Origin of the sequence: Neorhizobium petrolearium (genome assembly GCF_017873175.1) — a bacterium.
Classification (GTDB): Bacteria; Pseudomonadota; Alphaproteobacteria; order Rhizobiales; family Rhizobiaceae; genus Neorhizobium; species Neorhizobium petrolearium.
Genome location: NZ_JAGGJW010000012.1, coordinates 107,575 through 122,563, shown reverse-complemented (window position 1 = coordinate 122,563; position 14,989 = coordinate 107,575). Strand labels below are relative to the sequence as shown.

The 14,989-nt window shown below is 59.4% G+C and carries 20 protein-coding genes; 13 read left to right on the top strand and 7 right to left on the bottom strand.

Going from position 1 to position 14,989, the window contains the following annotated elements:
- Nucleotides 1-62 precede the first annotated feature (62 nt).
- Both J2046_RS22545 and sciP read left to right on the top strand, forming a co-directional pair.
- Nucleotides 63-719, top strand: a complete 657-nt coding sequence (locus J2046_RS22545; RefSeq protein WP_411828544.1) for a sugar transferase — start codon at nt 63-65, stop codon at nt 717-719.
- A 205-nt stretch (nt 720-924) separates the two neighbouring features.
- Nucleotides 925-1,200, top strand: coding sequence for a CtrA inhibitor SciP (gene sciP, locus J2046_RS22540; protein ID WP_018327815.1), 276 nt, complete (start codon nt 925-927; stop codon nt 1,198-1,200).
- A 120-nt stretch (nt 1,201-1,320) separates the two neighbouring features.
- Here sciP and J2046_RS22535 read toward each other — a convergent pair whose 3' ends face one another.
- Entirely contained in the window at nt 1,321-1,785 is a 465-nt protein-coding gene (locus tag J2046_RS22535) for a paraquat-inducible protein A (protein ID WP_210055751.1), read from the bottom strand.
- 112 nt (nt 1,786-1,897) lie between these two features.
- Here J2046_RS22535 and J2046_RS22530 point away from each other — a divergent pair, with 112 nt between their 5' ends.
- Complete coding sequence (locus J2046_RS22530) at nt 1,898-2,176, top strand: GNAT family N-acetyltransferase (RefSeq protein WP_210055749.1); 279 nt, start codon at nt 1,898-1,900, stop codon at nt 2,174-2,176.
- 113 nt (nt 2,177-2,289) lie between these two features.
- Here the strand turns inward: J2046_RS22530 and J2046_RS22525 are convergent, their stop codons facing one another.
- Nucleotides 2,290-2,640, bottom strand: a complete 351-nt coding sequence (locus J2046_RS22525; protein ID WP_210055748.1) for a flagellar export protein FliJ — start codon at nt 2,638-2,640, stop codon at nt 2,290-2,292.
- A gap of 424 nt (nt 2,641-3,064) precedes the next feature.
- Between J2046_RS22525 and ctrA the strand changes: the two genes are divergently transcribed.
- Nucleotides 3,065-3,766: a response regulator transcription factor CtrA gene (gene ctrA, locus J2046_RS22520; RefSeq protein ID WP_037149192.1), complete on the top strand. Its 702-nt coding sequence runs from the start codon at nt 3,065-3,067 to the stop codon at nt 3,764-3,766.
- 133 nt (nt 3,767-3,899) lie between these two features.
- Here ctrA and J2046_RS22515 read toward each other — a convergent pair whose 3' ends face one another.
- Nucleotides 3,900-4,262 (bottom strand): response regulator, encoded by a 363-nt coding sequence (locus tag J2046_RS22515; protein ID WP_037149191.1) that lies wholly within the window; start codon nt 4,260-4,262, stop codon nt 3,900-3,902.
- Nucleotides 4,263-4,368: 106 nt separating this feature from the next.
- Nucleotides 4,369-5,016, bottom strand: a complete 648-nt coding sequence (chpT, locus tag J2046_RS22510; RefSeq protein ID WP_210055746.1) for a histidine phosphotransferase ChpT — start codon at nt 5,014-5,016, stop codon at nt 4,369-4,371.
- A 236-nt stretch (nt 5,017-5,252) separates the two neighbouring features.
- On the opposite strand from chpT, the gene J2046_RS22505 reads away from it, so the two are divergent.
- Nucleotides 5,253-5,801 carry a DUF1134 domain-containing protein gene (locus J2046_RS22505; RefSeq protein ID WP_411828543.1) on the top strand — a complete coding sequence of 183 codons (549 nt, stop codon included), beginning with the start codon at nt 5,253-5,255 and terminating at the stop codon, nt 5,799-5,801.
- 155 nt (nt 5,802-5,956) lie between these two features.
- Entirely contained in the window at nt 5,957-7,168 is a 1,212-nt protein-coding gene (locus tag J2046_RS22500) for a coiled-coil domain-containing protein (RefSeq protein ID WP_210055744.1), read from the top strand.
- 41 nt (nt 7,169-7,209) lie between these two features.
- On the opposite strand, the gene J2046_RS22495 is transcribed toward J2046_RS22500, so the two are convergent.
- Nucleotides 7,210-8,031 carry a TrmH family RNA methyltransferase gene (locus J2046_RS22495; RefSeq protein WP_210055742.1) on the bottom strand — a complete coding sequence of 274 codons (822 nt, stop codon included), beginning with the start codon at nt 8,029-8,031 and terminating at the stop codon, nt 7,210-7,212.
- The gene (locus J2046_RS22490) at nt 8,031-8,417 is read right to left on the bottom strand and encodes a hypothetical protein (RefSeq protein ID WP_210055740.1); all 387 of its coding nucleotides are present in this window, start codon (nt 8,415-8,417) and stop codon (nt 8,031-8,033) included. The genes J2046_RS22495 and J2046_RS22490 overlap by 1 nt, the downstream gene beginning before the upstream one ends.
- 38 nt (nt 8,418-8,455) lie before the next feature.
- Here J2046_RS22490 and J2046_RS22485 point away from each other — a divergent pair, with 38 nt between their 5' ends.
- Nucleotides 8,456-9,478, top strand: coding sequence for an RluA family pseudouridine synthase (locus J2046_RS22485; protein ID WP_210055739.1), 1,023 nt, complete (start codon nt 8,456-8,458; stop codon nt 9,476-9,478).
- Here the strand turns inward: J2046_RS22485 and J2046_RS22480 are convergent.
- Nucleotides 9,475-10,350, bottom strand: coding sequence for a DMT family transporter (locus tag J2046_RS22480; RefSeq protein ID WP_210055737.1), 876 nt, complete (start codon nt 10,348-10,350; stop codon nt 9,475-9,477). The genes J2046_RS22485 and J2046_RS22480 overlap by 4 nt on opposite strands.
- A gap of 104 nt (nt 10,351-10,454) precedes the next feature.
- On the opposite strand from J2046_RS22480, the gene J2046_RS22475 reads away from it, so the two are divergent.
- From J2046_RS22475 to rpoH, 6 genes are all read left to right on the top strand, one after another.
- Complete coding sequence (locus tag J2046_RS22475; protein WP_210055735.1) at nt 10,455-11,162, top strand: helix-turn-helix transcriptional regulator; 708 nt, start codon at nt 10,455-10,457, stop codon at nt 11,160-11,162.
- A 95-nt stretch (nt 11,163-11,257) separates the two neighbouring features.
- Nucleotides 11,258-12,091, top strand: coding sequence for a helix-turn-helix domain-containing protein (locus J2046_RS22470; protein WP_210055733.1), 834 nt, complete (start codon nt 11,258-11,260; stop codon nt 12,089-12,091).
- 146 nt (nt 12,092-12,237) lie between these two features.
- Complete coding sequence (locus J2046_RS22465; protein WP_200883934.1) at nt 12,238-12,399, top strand: hypothetical protein; 162 nt, start codon at nt 12,238-12,240, stop codon at nt 12,397-12,399.
- 78 nt (nt 12,400-12,477) lie between these two features.
- Nucleotides 12,478-12,798: a DUF1127 domain-containing protein gene (locus J2046_RS22460; RefSeq protein ID WP_411828540.1), complete on the top strand. Its 321-nt coding sequence runs from the start codon at nt 12,478-12,480 to the stop codon at nt 12,796-12,798.
- Nucleotides 12,799-13,028: 230 nt separating this feature from the next.
- On the top strand, nt 13,029-13,814 hold the full coding sequence (locus tag J2046_RS22455) for a class I SAM-dependent methyltransferase (RefSeq protein ID WP_210055731.1): 786 nt from the start codon (nt 13,029-13,031) through the stop codon (nt 13,812-13,814).
- A gap of 193 nt (nt 13,815-14,007) precedes the next feature.
- On the top strand, nt 14,008-14,910 hold the full coding sequence (rpoH, locus tag J2046_RS22450) for an RNA polymerase sigma factor RpoH (protein ID WP_037149163.1): 903 nt from the start codon (nt 14,008-14,010) through the stop codon (nt 14,908-14,910).
- The last annotated feature ends 79 nt before the right edge of the window (nt 14,911-14,989 follow it).

Below are 14,989 nucleotides of genomic sequence, written 5' to 3'. Positions count from 1 at the left end.
TCTCTGATCTGCATAACGATACCGCCTATAAGCCGGTCAATGGCAGGAATATAGCATCACTGGTGCCGGGCGCTCAGGGAGTGAGCGCGCCCTGCGGACAGCGCGATGACACCCGAATGCAGCTTATCGTCAAACGGGCGCTCGACATCGGTGTCTCGCTGACGGCCTTGGTCATGCTCCTGCCGCTGATGGCGGTGGTGGCGCTTCTGATCCGGCTCGACAGTCCTGGACCAGCCCTCTTCACGCAAGTCCGCTCGGGCAAGGACTGCCGCAAGATCCGAGTCTACAAGTTTCGCTCCATGCGCACCGATCTGGGCGATACGGCAGGGGTGGCCCAGACGATCAAGGACGATCCGCGCATTACCCGTGTCGGTGCCGTCATCCGCAAGACCAATATCGATGAGCTTCCACAGCTCCTGAATGTCCTGAAAGGCGACATGTCGCTGGTCGGCCCCCGCTGCCATGCGATCGGCATGTTGGCCGCCGGCATTCCTTATGAAGATCTGGTTTCGGACTATCATCGCCGCCATTCGGTAAGGCCTGGCATGACCGGTTTGGCACAGATGCGCGGTCATCGCGGTCCCACGGATCGCCCCGGCAAGGCGCGCGCCCGCATCGCCTGCGACCTCCACTACATCGACAATTTCTCGATCCTGCTCGATCTGCGCATCATGTTCGGCACGGTTCTCGTCGAACTTAAGGGCGGTAAAGGCTTCTAATTCCAAGATTTTCCGGCTGCAGGTTTGAACGGGCAACCATTCGGCGTCTTCCATCCTCGGAGAGGAACGCGTTCTCCCCTCTGCCCGAGAACACGCAAGGTGGATCATCAGCAAGCTTTGAACAAATGCCGCGACCTGTTTAGTCAAATGTTAAAACTGCAGAGCTAGGCTCGCGGAAGTGGTCTTGTGTTGTGTAGAGAGTCCAATGACCGAAATGATACGTCCCCGAGTAAAATATGTCATCGGTCCCGATGGCAGCCCTTTGACGATCGCCGATCTTCCGCCGGCCAATACGCGCCGCTGGGTTATCCGGAGAAAGGCAGAGGTTGTTGCCGCGGTTCGTGGTGGCCTGTTGAGCTTGGAAGAAGCCTGCGAGCGTTACACCCTCACCGTCGAGGAATTCCTGTCCTGGCAATCCTCCATCAACGACCATGGCTTGGCCGGTCTTCGCACCACGCGCATTCAGCAGTATCGCCACTAGGGACAATTCCGGAAAGCCGGACTGGGTTTTCCCCTTGGAATTGCATTAGCCCAAGCACGAATTCACGGTAAACCGCCCGTATAGAACAAAGTGCCGCTGCAGGAGACGCAACGGCACTTTTCAATTTGTGCCGCCGTCAACTTCCCGACCGATCCGGGCGAGAGACGGCAAAAGTCCGGCAATCACAGTCGACGCGGCATAAAACCAAAGCCCCGGCTGAGAGACCGCGACTGCCAGCCCACTGGTCTTCGCCGCGAAGATCACGATTGCCACAAGCATTACATCCATCATCGACCACTTCGAAAGATGCGGCATCGCGCGGCGGAAAAGACCCACCTCGTCAACCCGGCCTGAAAGCTGTATCGCAAGCCCGGTCAGCTTGACGATCGGGAAGACGATCGAAAACAACCCGACCAACAGCGCCAGCCCCGTATCTCCGGTCTGAAAGAGCGCCGCAACGAGTTCGACCAGTGACGGCGTTTCAGTAAAGAAATAAAGCCGCTCGAGACGGATGATCGGCAGGATAAGCCCCAGCGCCAGGAAAATTGCGGCAAGCAGAAGAAGAAGCAGCCGCACCAAGCTCATCGTTTTCCTCCGGTTGACAGTGCGGTAACCCGTAGAGACGCTGCCTGGCTATTTCTCTCCGGCCCGTTGTCCCGTATTACATCATCCCGTACCACGAGAAAGCGGGATGATCATGAATATCAGGCATGAAGAAACACAATCCGGCGGGCGCTATGTCGCAGAGGTCGACGGCTACTACGCGGAAATGACCTATTCGCGGGCTTCCCCTCGGCTCATCATCATCGACCACACCGGCGTGCCGGACGGGCTGCGCGGCAAGGGTGTCGGTCAGGCATTGGCCCTGCACGCGGTAGAGGACGCCCGCAAGGGCGGCTGGAAGATCATCCCCCTTTGCCCTTTCTTCAAGAGCCAGGTGGAGCGCCATCCGGATTGGCAGGATATTCTCCAATAGGGGGGAAGGTCGCGCGCGCAGACGTTGGCAAACGCGCTAAAACGCAAATCGGGCGCAGGCGCCAAAGCGCCGCCCCGCATTTGAAATATTCCGTACTACGCCGCCCGGTGTTCTTAGGCTCGGGCGCGCATTCCACCATCACGCTCTTCGAGCGCCGATGCCTTGGCGAGTTCCGCCTCCGCTTCCTCGAGCGCCAGTTCCGCACTTTCCTGCTGAACCTTCAACTCGCGAATCGAAACCTGGAGGTTGTCTGCCCGCTGCCGGGCGGCCTTCGCGAAGGTCGGATAGGCGAAGTGATTCGGATCGACAATACCGGTCTTCTTCTCTTCGAGAGTGATCTGGTGTTCGAGCTCCTTGGCCATCCGCTCGAATTCGGCCATCATCATCTGCAGCTGCTGCAGCTGGCGGCGCTTCTCATTAACCTGAAATCCCTTCAGGCGAACTAGGCTGTCACGCGACTTCATACGCAATACTCCGTGGATAGCGAGACCCAGGCCTGTTTATCCGGCTTGTTACACTCCGGATCAAAAAATATGCGCGGCGTTAATAAATTCGCCGCCGCGTTAACCTTTCGTTTACAGGCATCATTAATGATAATCCCGATCGTTTAAGGGTCGGTAAATACCAAGGCCTAAATTGGCTTCGACAATGTGCGAGTCGAATGAATCACTTGGCGGAATTTCCTCATCCGTCGATTCAATCTTGGTGATGGCCAATCCCTAAGAAAATCAGGCGGCTACTAATTTTACTTAACGAATTGATGTACCTTGCCAGAGGGAATCATAATTTGTTAACCATTTGGTGGCAGCTTCCAAATCAGGCACAGTCTGGATCCGTAACGAGTAAGGGGGCGAGAAGGTACCTTACGCGGCGGTAAAGGGGAAAAATATGCGGGTTCTACTCATCGAAGATGACAGCGCGACTGCCCAGAGCATCGAGCTGATGCTGAAATCGGAAAGCTTCAATGTATATACCACCGACCTCGGTGAAGAGGGCGTCGATCTCGGCAAGCTCTATGACTACGACATCATTCTCCTCGACCTGAATCTCCCAGACATGTCTGGTTACGAAGTGCTTCGTACGCTGAGGCTCTCCAAGGTCAAAACGCCGATCCTCATTCTGTCCGGCATGGCTGGCATCGAAGACAAGGTTCGCGGCCTGGGTTTCGGCGCCGACGACTACATGACCAAGCCGTTCCACAAGGACGAACTGGTCGCCCGCATTCACGCGATCGTCCGCCGCTCGAAGGGCCATGCCCAGTCGATCATCATCACCGGCGAGCTGATCGTGAACCTTGACGCCAAGACCGTCGAAGTCGGCGGCCAGCGTGTCCACCTGACGGGCAAGGAGTATCAGATGTTGGAGCTGCTTTCGCTCCGCAAGGGTACCACGCTCACCAAGGAAATGTTCCTCAACCATCTCTATGGCGGCATGGACGAGCCGGAATTGAAGATCATCGATGTCTTCATCTGCAAGCTGCGCAAGAAGCTTGCCAACGCTGCGGGCGGCGCCAATTACATCGAAACCGTCTGGGGCCGCGGCTATGTGCTGCGCGAGCCGGATGGCAACGACTACGCCGAAATCGCCTGATCTCCCAACAAAATATCCTATTTCGAAACGCCCGCCAGACACTCCTGGCGGGCGTTTTGTTTTGATCGCGCAAAGGAGGTGAACGAAAAACCGCAGCCAATCGGCTAGGTCGGATCAGGATCAGTTCTGGCAGTTACGCCGCCTGCGCCAGACCCGAAAAGACAGAGGTCAGGATCTTGCGATCGAAGGGTTTCAGCAGGAAATCGTCCGCGCCGGCGCGTTTACCGACCATCATCTTTCTCAGATCCGCCTCGATGACGCAGTAGAAGATGCGCACGCTCTTACCGTTCGGCATGGCGCGAACGGCGGCAATGAGGTCGAGCGCGCCTTCGAGCGCTGCATCGACGATCAGGAAGTTGGGGAGTTCCGCATGGCAACCCGTGATGGCTTCGCGCATGCTGCCGGCCTCGGCTACGAGAAAGCCCAATTCGGAAAGAATGCGTTTGCCGACCTTGCGGACGATGTCCGACTCATCGGCAATCATCAAACGCTGCATCTTGCTCCCCTTGATGCTAATCCGCCCGTTCAGGGCCAGATATCTATCATTAGGGGTACGACACTAATGAATGGTTACCTAAAGGCGCAACCCGTGCCGAATCGTCTCAGGCAGCCACAGCTTCGGCGATGAAGACGATCTTGTCTTCCGAGACCACATATTTCAGATCCATGCCGCATTCTTCCGCAAGCAGCACCGTGTAATAGGGCTGGATCGAATGAGCATCGATCGGCTCTTCCAGCGTGCCTGTGGCGATCTCGACAAATTTCGCCGGCACGCGCATCATCCGGCCCTTCACCGTAATGGTGAACCTCGCGTCGTATTCCGGATTCTCCAGCGTGACTTCGACCGAACCGCCGCGCGGAATACCCGCATAAGCGACCAGGAAGAGGTTGAGAAGCAGCTTGACGCGGTTCTTCGCGATAATCGCCCGCGGACCGCTCCAGGTAACCTCGGTCTTCTTTTCGGCGACGGCATAATCCTTTGCGGCCTTTTCGGCCTCGCCCGTATCGATCGAAGCACCGACGGAGCCGGAAGCCCCGAAGGCGAGACGTGCGAATCTGAGACGCACCGAAGCGTTGAGAGCCGATGTGCGGATAAGATCGAGCGCGTCGGCGTCGGCCGCACCCTCGTCAAGCAGTTCGAGACCGTTGTTGATCGCGCCAACCGGAGAAATCACATCATGGCACACGCGGCTACACAGAAGTGCCGCAAGATCTGGCCCGCTAAGGGTGAGATTCGGATTCTTCGGCATGTAGGTCTCCTGCTTGTGCGAATTGCCCGATCTCCTTCTGTCACATCAAGATTGCGCAGAGATGGTGCAATATTCTTAGGCCATAATGACACCATATTTGGTAAACCGATTGTTAAGACCATCGCCGCAAAATAGCCAAGCCTTAAGCATGATGCATGAGGCAGGCTCTGGACGATACAATAATGGATCTGACAATGCGCATCCGCACATCTACAGCCCTCGCCCGGTTCGCCTCGATGGTGTTTGCCGTGATTGCAGCCGCGCTATTCTACGCCGGCCCCGTCTTTGCCCAGCAGGGCTCCAATCAGTATTCGGCTCAGGAGATCGTCGACGCCGGTCACAGTTTCTTCGGCTCCGCCAGCGGCGGGCTGGCGAAGGTCGTTGAGAATGCCTTCCAGAAATACGGCCTGCCGAACGGATACATTCTTGGGCAAGAGGGTTCGGGTGCCTTCATCGCCGGCCTCACCTACGGCGAAGGCGAACTCTACACCAAGAATGCCGGTCAACATCCGGTCTTCTGGCAGGGGCCGTCGCTCGGCATCGATTACGGCGGACAAGGCACGCGCGCCATGATGCTAGTCTATGACCTTCCTTCCGTTGACGCTCTTTATGCGCGCTTCGGCGGAGTTTCCGGCTCGGCTTTCGTGGTCGCCGGTGTCGGCATGACCGTGCTGCGGAACAACAACGTGATCCTGGTGCCGATCCGCACCGGCATCGGCGCCCGCCTCGGCATCAATGTCGGATATCTGAAGCTCACCCGCGCGCCGACCTGGAACCCGTTCTGAGAGTGAGCATTGTCCCTCCGGACCCCGGAGGGATTTTCCATGAACGTCATCAAGGCAATCAGCTGGCCGGCCCCCTTTATCGGCGCTTGCCGGCCGCATGCGCTCGTGCTTAAACAAAGCGCGCAGTACCATCCAGCTCGCGAAACGGCATTGTCGTGATCGAATTTGTTCTTCTGTTCGGCTTGGGGTTCCTGAGCGCCGCCCTTATCGCCATGTTGGTCGCGCCGGCAATCCACGGGCGTATCGTGCGTTATACGGAAAACCGCATCAGGGCGACGCTGCCGATCAGTCCACAGGAAGTGCGCGCCCAGCGCGATATGGCGCGCGCCGCCTATGCGGCCGAGAATGCCCGTACCAGGCAGGAGCTGGTGCAGGAGCGGGAGAAGGCCTTAGGGCTGCAGCTCAGGAACGATACCCTCATCGAAGAAGCCAAGCGCCTGCAGAGCGAGGCTGCCGATCTGCGTTCGCAGGTCGAGAACATGGATGTCGAGGCGGCCGAGGCGCGCTCGCGACTGCGTCAGGAAGATAGCCATATCCGGCAGTTGAAGGCCGCGGTTGAAGCTGCAGAGGAAGCCGCCGCTGCCAAGGATCGGGAAATCGAGAACCTGCAGCAACGCCAATTCCGGCTGATGACCGAAGCCGATAATTTCCGCATCGACCTTTCCACCCGCGATACAGAGGTGGAGAACCTGAAGTTCCGCGTCACGGCGCTCCGTGATGAACGCGACACGCTGCGCAACGACTTGCGGCTGCAGACCGCCCGTGCCAAGGACGCCGAAACCCGACTGGCCCAGGAGGAACACCGGGTCCAGAGGCTCGAAGACAAGCTGGCACGAGAAATCGCCGACCGTGCTGATAAGGAACATGCGCTGGAGCGCCGCTTGGCCGAGATCGGCCGGCTCAGGGAAAAGCTCAAGGCGGCCAACGCCGAGGCTCGGGAGGCAAGCCGCGCCCTTCGCGATTCGACAACCGTACAACCGGGCATGAAGGCGGCGGTGCCGAGAAAGAAGATAGCCCCAGAGGACGTCACCGTGCGCAACCTGCCCCATACGTCAACGCCTAGGCAAGCCCGGATTTCCGAAGAAGCCGGTGACGATACGCAGATCGCGGAAATAGCAGAGGAAACGCGCAATCGCGCCACCGCGCTATCGGAACGCCTGCACAATGACGCCGGCGGCAACGAGGAAGCGATCCGCCAGGAACTCGCCTCGATCGCCGCGAATATGGTTGCGCTGACGGCCGCCGTTGAAGGTCCCTCTTCCCCGATTCATAAGATCCTGTCCGGAAAGTCGGGAAGTGGCAACCGGGAGAGCCTGGCCGCCAAATCCAAGCGCGCGCTCGCTGCCATCCAGGAAGGCACGACCTGACACGCCTCCTTCGAGGATAGTCATCCCATCTTTACTGACACCTAAAGCCGGCCCTGTGCCATGGCGATTTCGTAAAGCGCAATTCCGGTCGCGGTCGCCGCGTTCAGGCTGTCAAGGCCGGGCGCCTGGGCGATCCGCGCCGTCTGGATGCGCGACAGGACGTCCTGCGACAGCCCCTCGCCCTCCGTACCGGTGATCAGCGCCATGCGATCAGAGGCCGGGACGTTACAGATTTCCACGCCGCCTCTCGGCGAAAGCCCCCATATGGCAAAGTCTTTCTCCGTCAGCACCGTAAGAATGTCGGATGCCGTTCCGCTTCTCGCATAGGGCACCGACAGCACCGCGCCCACCGAGACTCGCAGCGCCTTACGGTAAAGCGGGTCGCAACAACCCTGATCGAGCAACACGGCATCCGCGCCGAAAGCGGCGGCATTGCGGAAGATCGAGCCGATATTGTCGTGGTTGGAAATGCCGAAGGCAGCAACCACCAGCGCCTTTTTCGGCAGATCGGCAATCAGTTCGGTGATGGCTCTCTCCGGTTTGCGCCGTCCGAGCGCCAGCACGCCCCGATGGAGGTGGAAACCCGCGATCCGATCGAGCACGGCACCGGTGGCGACATAAACCGGCATATCCTCCGGAAAATCGGCAAGGATATCGGTAAGCCCGGTCACACGGTTTTCAAGCAGCAGGATTTTCTCCGCGCAAAAATCCCCGCCCGCCCGGTGCGCAGCGGCGAGCATTCTCAGCACCACCGTGCCCTCGGCGATGAACCGCCCTTCCCGCCCTGTCAGGTCACGCTCGCGGATGGACCGGAATTCGGTGATCCGCGGGTCATCTGCATCATGGATGCGGATCGGTTCCATTATTGCGGGATCGCCACCGTCACGTCGGCGACGATGCGGCCAGCGGCAAGATCAAAGACGAAGGCCTTCCGGTCGCCGTCAAGCAGACCGTAGAACAGAATCTGGCTGCCGGAGAGGGATACCGACTGGACCGAAAAGCCGGCTGGCAGCTCGGCGGTTGCAGCAAGCGGTTGTCCGGCCGGCACTGAGAAGCTGCCCGTCGAGGCGGACTGCACCGGCGCATCGGGTCGCTGCGAGACCTTGTAGACAACCGCCGCGAGGACAGCCATAAAGCAGACGAACAATATCCCGCCCGAAACGAGCTGCAGGAGCACCATCTTCCGGCGGATTCTCTCCATTGCCGGATCAAGCGGCTCTTCCTGTTCCTCGACATCGGGTTGGGGCATGGGGGCGTCCTTGTCTGGATTGCTATCGGAATGATTGAATGAACGATCCCTTTAACGAGATAGAGCGCCAGAGGAAAGTCCTCACCGCCGGAGAAGAGGCCGAAGGGCGGCTGGATGCCTGGCTGACGTCCGCGCTGGAGGGCGAATTTTCGCGGAGCCGCATCAAGAGCCTGATCGAGCAGGGCGCGGTCCTCCTGAACGGCAAGCCGGTCACCGAGCCGAAAAAGAAGATCGCAGTCGGCGACAAGGTGGAAATCGAACTTCCAGAACCGGAAGATCCGGAACCCAAGGGCGAGAACATCCCGCTCGACGTGCTCTACGAGGACGACGACCTGATCGTCATTGCCAAACCCGCCGGCCTCGTCGTCCACCCCGGCGCCGGCAACTGGACCGGTACGCTGGTCAACGCGCTGATCCACCATTGCGGAAGGAGCCTTTCCGGCATCGGTGGCGTCAGGCGCCCCGGCATCGTCCACCGCCTCGACAAGGATACGAGCGGTGTCATGATCGTCGCCAAGAACGACATCGCTCACCGACATCTTGCCGAGCAGTTCGCCGACCATGGCCGGTCGGGGCCGCTGGAGCGCGCCTACCAAGCAGTCGTCTGGGGTCGGCCCAAACAGCTCCGGGGTACGATCGACGCACCGCTCGGCCGCTCCGGCGCCGACCGCACCAAGCGTGCCGTGAAGCGCGAGGACAGTGAGGATGCGCGCGAAGCCGTCACTCATTACGAAGTGATCGAGCGCTTCCACGAGAAGCCGGATGCCACCGCGCTTGCCTCGCTGATCGAATGTCGGCTGGAAACCGGTCGCACGCACCAGATTCGCGTCCACATGGCCCATATCGGCAATCCTTTGATCGGCGATCCGGATTATTCGGCGGGCTTCAGGACGAAAGCCAACCTTCTGCCAGAACCGGCGAAGAGCATCGTCAACCGCTTTCCGCGCCAGGCGCTGCATGCCTATCTGCTGGTTTTCGAACACCCACGCACGGGCGAGGTGATGGAATTCGAAGCCCCCATGCCGGAAGATATGCAAGAGCTGATCGGCGCCCTCCGCTAGGCCGCCCCGGTCATCGCCTCCCGCCGCCGCAGGTCAAAAAGCACGTGGAGAAGAACCGCTGCCATCACCACGCTTCCGCCAAGCAGCGTCGCCTCGTCCAGCCTCTCTCCGAGGAAGAGCCAGACCCAGAAGGGCGCGAGCGGCGCATCGAGCGACCCGATCAATGCCGTCTCGACCGGCGGCAGCAGCCGGGCGCCGTATAGGAGAAGACCGATGCCGAGCGCAAAACCAAGAATACCGAAAAGCGAGATGATCGCGATATCCTGCAGCGAGGCGGCAAGGGGCGCGGCAAACGGCAGGGAGAGAACGGCGCTGAGGAGAGCGGCAAGCCCCGCCGTGATAAGAACCGGCTGATCCGGGTAGCGCCGCATCAGCACCGTCATCAGCGCCACGCAAACCGTCATTCCGAAGGCCAGAAGATCGCCGAGGAGGCCGCCGGCCTCCCCCGTCCCGACCATGACGATCACCCCGGCCATCGCGGCAAGGCTCGCCACCAGCGCACTCCGCCCCGGCCGCTCGCCCAGCAAGGCAAAGCCAAGGCCCGCGGATACGAAGGGACATGTCGCGAAAATGATCGAGACATGCGCGACACTTGTCTCCTGCAGCGCTGTGATGAACAGCACCATGCCGACGCCAGAGGCGATGCAAATCGCCAGCCCGGGTCGGCCCGGACGAGGGAGCGCATGAAAGCCACGCCGCGGCGCGATGATCAAAAGGAAGAAGAACAGTGCTGTACCGCCGGCGATGCCGCGCCAAACGAGGATCGTCGCGCTGTCGAGCGCGACCAGCCGCGTCATCAGACCCGCCGTGCTGAGGACGACGGAGGAAAAGAGAACGACGATCAGACCGGTTATATATGGCGAAAATTTCATGGGTCTGCCTGAAGCTGCTAAATCGGGGCGAGAACTATCAGATCGGTGCTGACAACTGTCTGTCAGCAATGTTCAATTGGCCGGAATTTCGAGGGAGTGCCGCAATGGCGCGATCGGGCCGCATGTTCGAGATCATCCAGATGCTGCGCACGTCCAGCTCGCCGCTGACGGCAGAGGCGATAGCCGCGCGGCTGGAGGTGACGAAACGCACGGTCTACCGGGACATCGCCGCCTTGCAGGCGACGCGCGTGCCGATCGAAGGCGCGGCGGGCATCGGCTATGTGATGCGGCGCGGTTTCGACCTCCCTCCCCTGATGTTCACACCAGAGGAGATGGAGGCGATCACCGTCGGCCTGTCGCTGATTGCCCGGACCGGGGACCATAGCCTTGAGGAAGCGGGCGCAACCGCAATGGCGAAGATCGGCGAAGTCCTGCCGTCCTCCGAGCCGTCAACCACTCAGACGCATCTCTTCGTTTCTTCGTGGCATGCTATCCCGGATCCGGCATTCGACTTGCGGCTGCTGCGCCGAGCCATCCGAGAGGAACGCAAGCTTGAGCTCCGTTATCGCGACGGTGTCGGCAACTTGACGCAACGCATCGTCTGCCCCCTCGCCATCATCTATTATATCGACGGCATCCTGCTGGCCGGGTTCTGCGAACTGCGCCAGGATTTTCGCCACTTCCGCCATGACCGTATCGAGGAATGTGAACCGCTCGACCTACGGTTCAATGGGCAAAGCGCCGCCCTGCGCAAGATGTGGCGGGATTCACATGACCTTTTCTATTATGAGACAGAAGAAAATTCGCCGTGATGCATCAAGTCGCCTGCAATGAGCCGAAGCGCATGAATCGGGTGGTTGCAACGCCCGGCAAAGTCTATATTGGCCGGCGATAGTCAGAGGCACCGATGAGCCAGTTTGCGGTCACGAGACTTCTTGATACGGACTTGATCAAAGTCCGCGATGTCGTGTGCAACGGCGACTGCCGTCACCGGAGCGGCGAGGAATGCTCGCATGCGACCAGCCTCGTCTTTCCCTATCGCGGCGTGTTCATGCGCCATGTCGGCCGCGATGATACAGTGGCGGAAGCCAATCAGGTGCTCTTCTTCAACTGCGATCAGGCCTATCAGATCAGCCATCCGGTCGAAGGCGGCGATTCCTGCCTCAGCATGGACGTGCCCGAACCAATGCTGGAGGAACTGGTGCCGAAAGCGCATCGCAACTCCAGGGGTTCGCGCTTCGTCTTCAACAAACAGCGGCTTCGGATCGATGCCCGTGCACAGGCGCTCGTTGCCCTGCTGCGCCATAGCCTGATGCGCGGCACGGCCGAAACGCTGGAGGGAGAGACGCTCGCCATGACGCTGGTGCGCAGGGCTGTCGGCGAACGCACGGCGCGCGCGGCAACTGCCAGCGCCGGACGCCAGAAGCTGGTAGACCGGGCAAAGCTTGCACTCTCCTCCGATCTCGCACGCCGCTGGACACTTGCCGACATCGCCCGGGAGGCAGGTGTTTCGCCCGTCTACCTCACCCAGGTCTTCCAGCAGGTGGAAGGCACGCCGCTCTACCGCTACCAGTTGCGCCTCAGGCTTGCCCGTGCGCTCGACCTGCTTGGCAGCTACGACGATCTGACCCAGCTTGGTCTCGAACTCGGCTTTTCGAGCCATAGCCATTTCTCTTCCGCCTTCCGGCAGGCCTATGGCCGTACACCGGCGGAATTCCAGCGCTTCGCCGGCCTCAGGTAAAGCAATTCCGGGAAAGTGTGCCGCGGTTTTCCGTCCGGAATTACGCAAGAACAAGGAGCCTTAGAAAATCGCTAAAGATTCTGACAGCGGGAAATCCCGCGAGGTGTTTTTCTTATCCCGTAAACTCAATACCGGGAGATAACGCCATGAAAGAGAATACCTGTGCGGCCTGCGACTGCGAGCTCGATGCGACGCGGATCGCGGTGAAAATCGGCGGCAGGACGGTCGAGGTCTGCTGCGAGGAATGCGCGGTGGCGCTCCGGGAAGCGGAAGCTGCGACCCGGGCCGTTCAGACCGCCGATAAATAACGCAAGGAGGCGGGCGCACCAACCGCCCGCCTCCCGATCGCGGCTGCAATCAGCCAGCGTCCTTTCAGGAGACGAACAATGAGGAATGAGAACCGGGCGGTCTTCGACCGCGCTTCGGAACAATGCGACTTTGCCATAAAACTGCCGCCCCTCGTCGATGCCCCCTTCCCGGCAGACGAGGCGGCTACGGTGGAACCGACAGCCAGGCGATCGATGGTCGGACGGCTGATCGACCTGATCGGCAGGAAACTGCGCCAGCGCCGCAACCGCCTGGCGTTGCTGGAACTAAGCGACGACCAATTGAAGGATGTCGGCCTCTCACGCAGCCAGGCCCATAGCGGCGAATACAGTCGTTACCGTCGCAGCGCCTCCCATGCGCTGGAACGGAATTGCCGTTGAGCTGGGGCAAAATGGAGAAGAAAAGGGAGTTGGCTACCAGCGCGTCTTTGCCGGGATCGACTTCGTCTATCCAGATGAAAAACAGACACACTTTCACTTTATATTTGATATTGCTATCATGTTATTTGTGACAAAAACCAATCAAAGCGAAAACTTCGGAATAAACTTCAACATAGAGCGTTTTAGTTTCCACCGAACGGCGGATATTGGGAGGAGAAGGCGCCAAAGGGATGAATTCGACCATCCGAAAGTTCATCTTTCGCGATCTGCAGACGGTCGAGGGATATATCGATCCTCCCGACGCGCTGGTCTTTCTGTCCCTTTTGAAGGCGCAGACGGAAAGAGGGCTGAACGGAGGCATTGCGGAAATCGGCGTCTATTACGGACGCACCTACTTTCTCTTCAGGAAGATAAGCGGGAAGAGAGGCAGGATACTGGCGATCGATCTCTTCGACATCGAGCAGGCGCCGGGCGGAGCGGAGACGCAATACAGCCGCTTCATCGACAATGGCCGGCGTCTCGGCCTGCCCATCGATGAAGACCTGGTCATCCGGAGGGACAGCGCGCGAGTTCAGGCGGACGAGATTGTCGGGAAGATCGGGTACGCTCGTTTCTTCAGCATCGATGGCGGCCACATGCTCCATCATGTCACCGCCGACAGCAGACTTGCAGCCGACAGTCTCGCCGACCATGGGATTATCGCCTTCGATGACACGTTCAATCCGGCCTGGCCGGAGGTGACAGTGGGGCTGGCGGATTTCCTGCGGCAACGGGAGGGTACATTTTCGGCCTTCTGCATGACGAAGTACAGAACCTATGTCTGTCGCAGCCAGTTTTATGAGTTCTATTGTGATGTGATCAAAAAAGCTCCGGACCTGCTCGCGTTCGAACACTTGGAAACGCAGTTCCTGGGTTCAAAAGTAGCAAGATTGCACAATCCGCTGGGCCGGAGAATCCTGTATGAATTGATGGTGCGGTCGGGTATGAGCGTCTTTTCGGAGCGCGTTTACCGGTGAGAAGGGACAGCGGAATCATTACCAATATGTAATGATATAACGCCTCCGTGATCACTTGAATCACGGTTCTGCCGCACTTATTTGTTAGCTGGGTTGGTGCGGGGTCGGAAATGACCCGCGCCATTCGGTTCGCCTTCAGCTTGTATCGCTAAATCTTGAGAGGGAGCCGACAACGATCGGAAAGGGGTGCTTTATGGCCCGCAATACTTTGCCTTCCATTACCGCCGGCGAAGCCGGCCTCAACCGTTATCTCGATGAAATCCGCAAGTTCCCCATGCTGGAACCCCAGCAGGAATACATGCTTGCGAAGCGCTATGCCGAACATGGCGACCGTAATGCGGCCCATAAGCTGGTGACGAGCCACCTGCGTCTCGTTGCGAAGATTGCCATGGGTTATCGCGGTTATGGTCTGCCGATCGGCGAAGTCGTATCCGAGGGCAATGTCGGTCTCATGCAGGCCGTCAAGAAGTTCGATCCGGATCGCGGCTTCCGGCTTGCGACCTATGCCATGTGGTGGATCAAGGCCTCGATCCAGGAATATATACTGCGCTCCTGGTCGCTCGTGAAAATGGGCACCACCGCCAACCAGAAGCGCCTCTTCTTCAACCTGCGCCGGCTGAAGGGCCGGATCCAGGCGATCGACGAGGGCGATCTGAAGCCGGACCAGGTCAAGGAAATCGCCACCAAGCTCAAGGTCTCCGAAGAGGAAGTGGTTTCGATGAACCGCCGCCTTTCGGGTGACGCGTCGCTGAACGCGCCGATCCGCGCCACGGAGGGCGAATCCGGCCAATGGCAGGATTGGCTGGTGGATGAACATGACAGCCAGGAGGACGTGCTGATCGAGCAGGACGAACTCGATACACGCCGCCGGATGCTGGCAAAGGCCATGGGTGTCCTGAACGACCGCGAACGCCGCATCTTCGAAGCCCGCCGCCTCTCCGAGGAACCGGTGACGCTGGAAGAGCTTTCGGCGGAGTTCGACATCAGCCGCGAACGCGTGCGCCAGATCGAGGTTCGTGCCTTCGAAAAAGTGCAGGAAGCCGTACAAAAGGAAGCGCTTGCCCAGGCAAATGCGCTCCGCGTCGTCGACGCCTGATCCATATAAAGCGAACGTAAAAAAGGGGCTGCTTCGGCGGCCCCTTTTCTTTTTTATATATAGGCCAGGGGAAAAACCT

Bases quoted from the DNA above. Each gene is read 5' to 3' on its own strand.
- sciP (WP_018327815.1), top strand. From the start codon at position 925: ATGACCGAAATGATACGTCCCCGAGTAAAATATGTCATCGGTCCCGAT.
- J2046_RS22535 (WP_210055751.1), bottom strand. From the start codon at position 1,785: ATGAGCTTGGTGCGGCTGCTTCTTCTTCTGCTTGCCGCAATTTTCCTG.
- J2046_RS22530 (WP_210055749.1), top strand. From the start codon at position 1,898: ATGAATATCAGGCATGAAGAAACACAATCCGGCGGGCGCTATGTCGCA.
- J2046_RS22525 (WP_210055748.1), bottom strand. From the start codon at position 2,640: ATGAAGTCGCGTGACAGCCTAGTTCGCCTGAAGGGATTTCAGGTTAAT.
- ctrA (WP_037149192.1), top strand. From the start codon at position 3,065: ATGCGGGTTCTACTCATCGAAGATGACAGCGCGACTGCCCAGAGCATC.
- J2046_RS22515 (WP_037149191.1), bottom strand. From the start codon at position 4,262: ATGCAGCGTTTGATGATTGCCGATGAGTCGGACATCGTCCGCAAGGTC.
- chpT (WP_210055746.1), bottom strand. From the start codon at position 5,016: ATGCCGAAGAATCCGAATCTCACCCTTAGCGGGCCAGATCTTGCGGCA.
- J2046_RS22505 (WP_411828543.1), top strand. From the start codon at position 5,253: ATGGTGTTTGCCGTGATTGCAGCCGCGCTATTCTACGCCGGCCCCGTC.
- J2046_RS22495 (WP_210055742.1), bottom strand. From the start codon at position 8,031: ATGGAACCGATCCGCATCCATGATGCAGATGACCCGCGGATCACCGAA.
- J2046_RS22490 (WP_210055740.1), bottom strand. From the start codon at position 8,417: ATGCCCCAACCCGATGTCGAGGAACAGGAAGAGCCGCTTGATCCGGCA.
- J2046_RS22485 (WP_210055739.1), top strand. From the start codon at position 8,456: ATGAACGATCCCTTTAACGAGATAGAGCGCCAGAGGAAAGTCCTCACC.
- J2046_RS22480 (WP_210055737.1), bottom strand. From the start codon at position 10,350: ATGAAATTTTCGCCATATATAACCGGTCTGATCGTCGTTCTCTTTTCC.
- J2046_RS22475 (WP_210055735.1), top strand. From the start codon at position 10,455: ATGGCGCGATCGGGCCGCATGTTCGAGATCATCCAGATGCTGCGCACG.
- J2046_RS22470 (WP_210055733.1), top strand. From the start codon at position 11,258: ATGAGCCAGTTTGCGGTCACGAGACTTCTTGATACGGACTTGATCAAA.
- J2046_RS22465 (WP_200883934.1), top strand. From the start codon at position 12,238: ATGAAAGAGAATACCTGTGCGGCCTGCGACTGCGAGCTCGATGCGACG.
- J2046_RS22460 (WP_411828540.1), top strand. From the start codon at position 12,478: ATGAGGAATGAGAACCGGGCGGTCTTCGACCGCGCTTCGGAACAATGC.
- J2046_RS22455 (WP_210055731.1), top strand. From the start codon at position 13,029: ATGAATTCGACCATCCGAAAGTTCATCTTTCGCGATCTGCAGACGGTC.
- rpoH (WP_037149163.1), top strand. From the start codon at position 14,008: ATGGCCCGCAATACTTTGCCTTCCATTACCGCCGGCGAAGCCGGCCTC.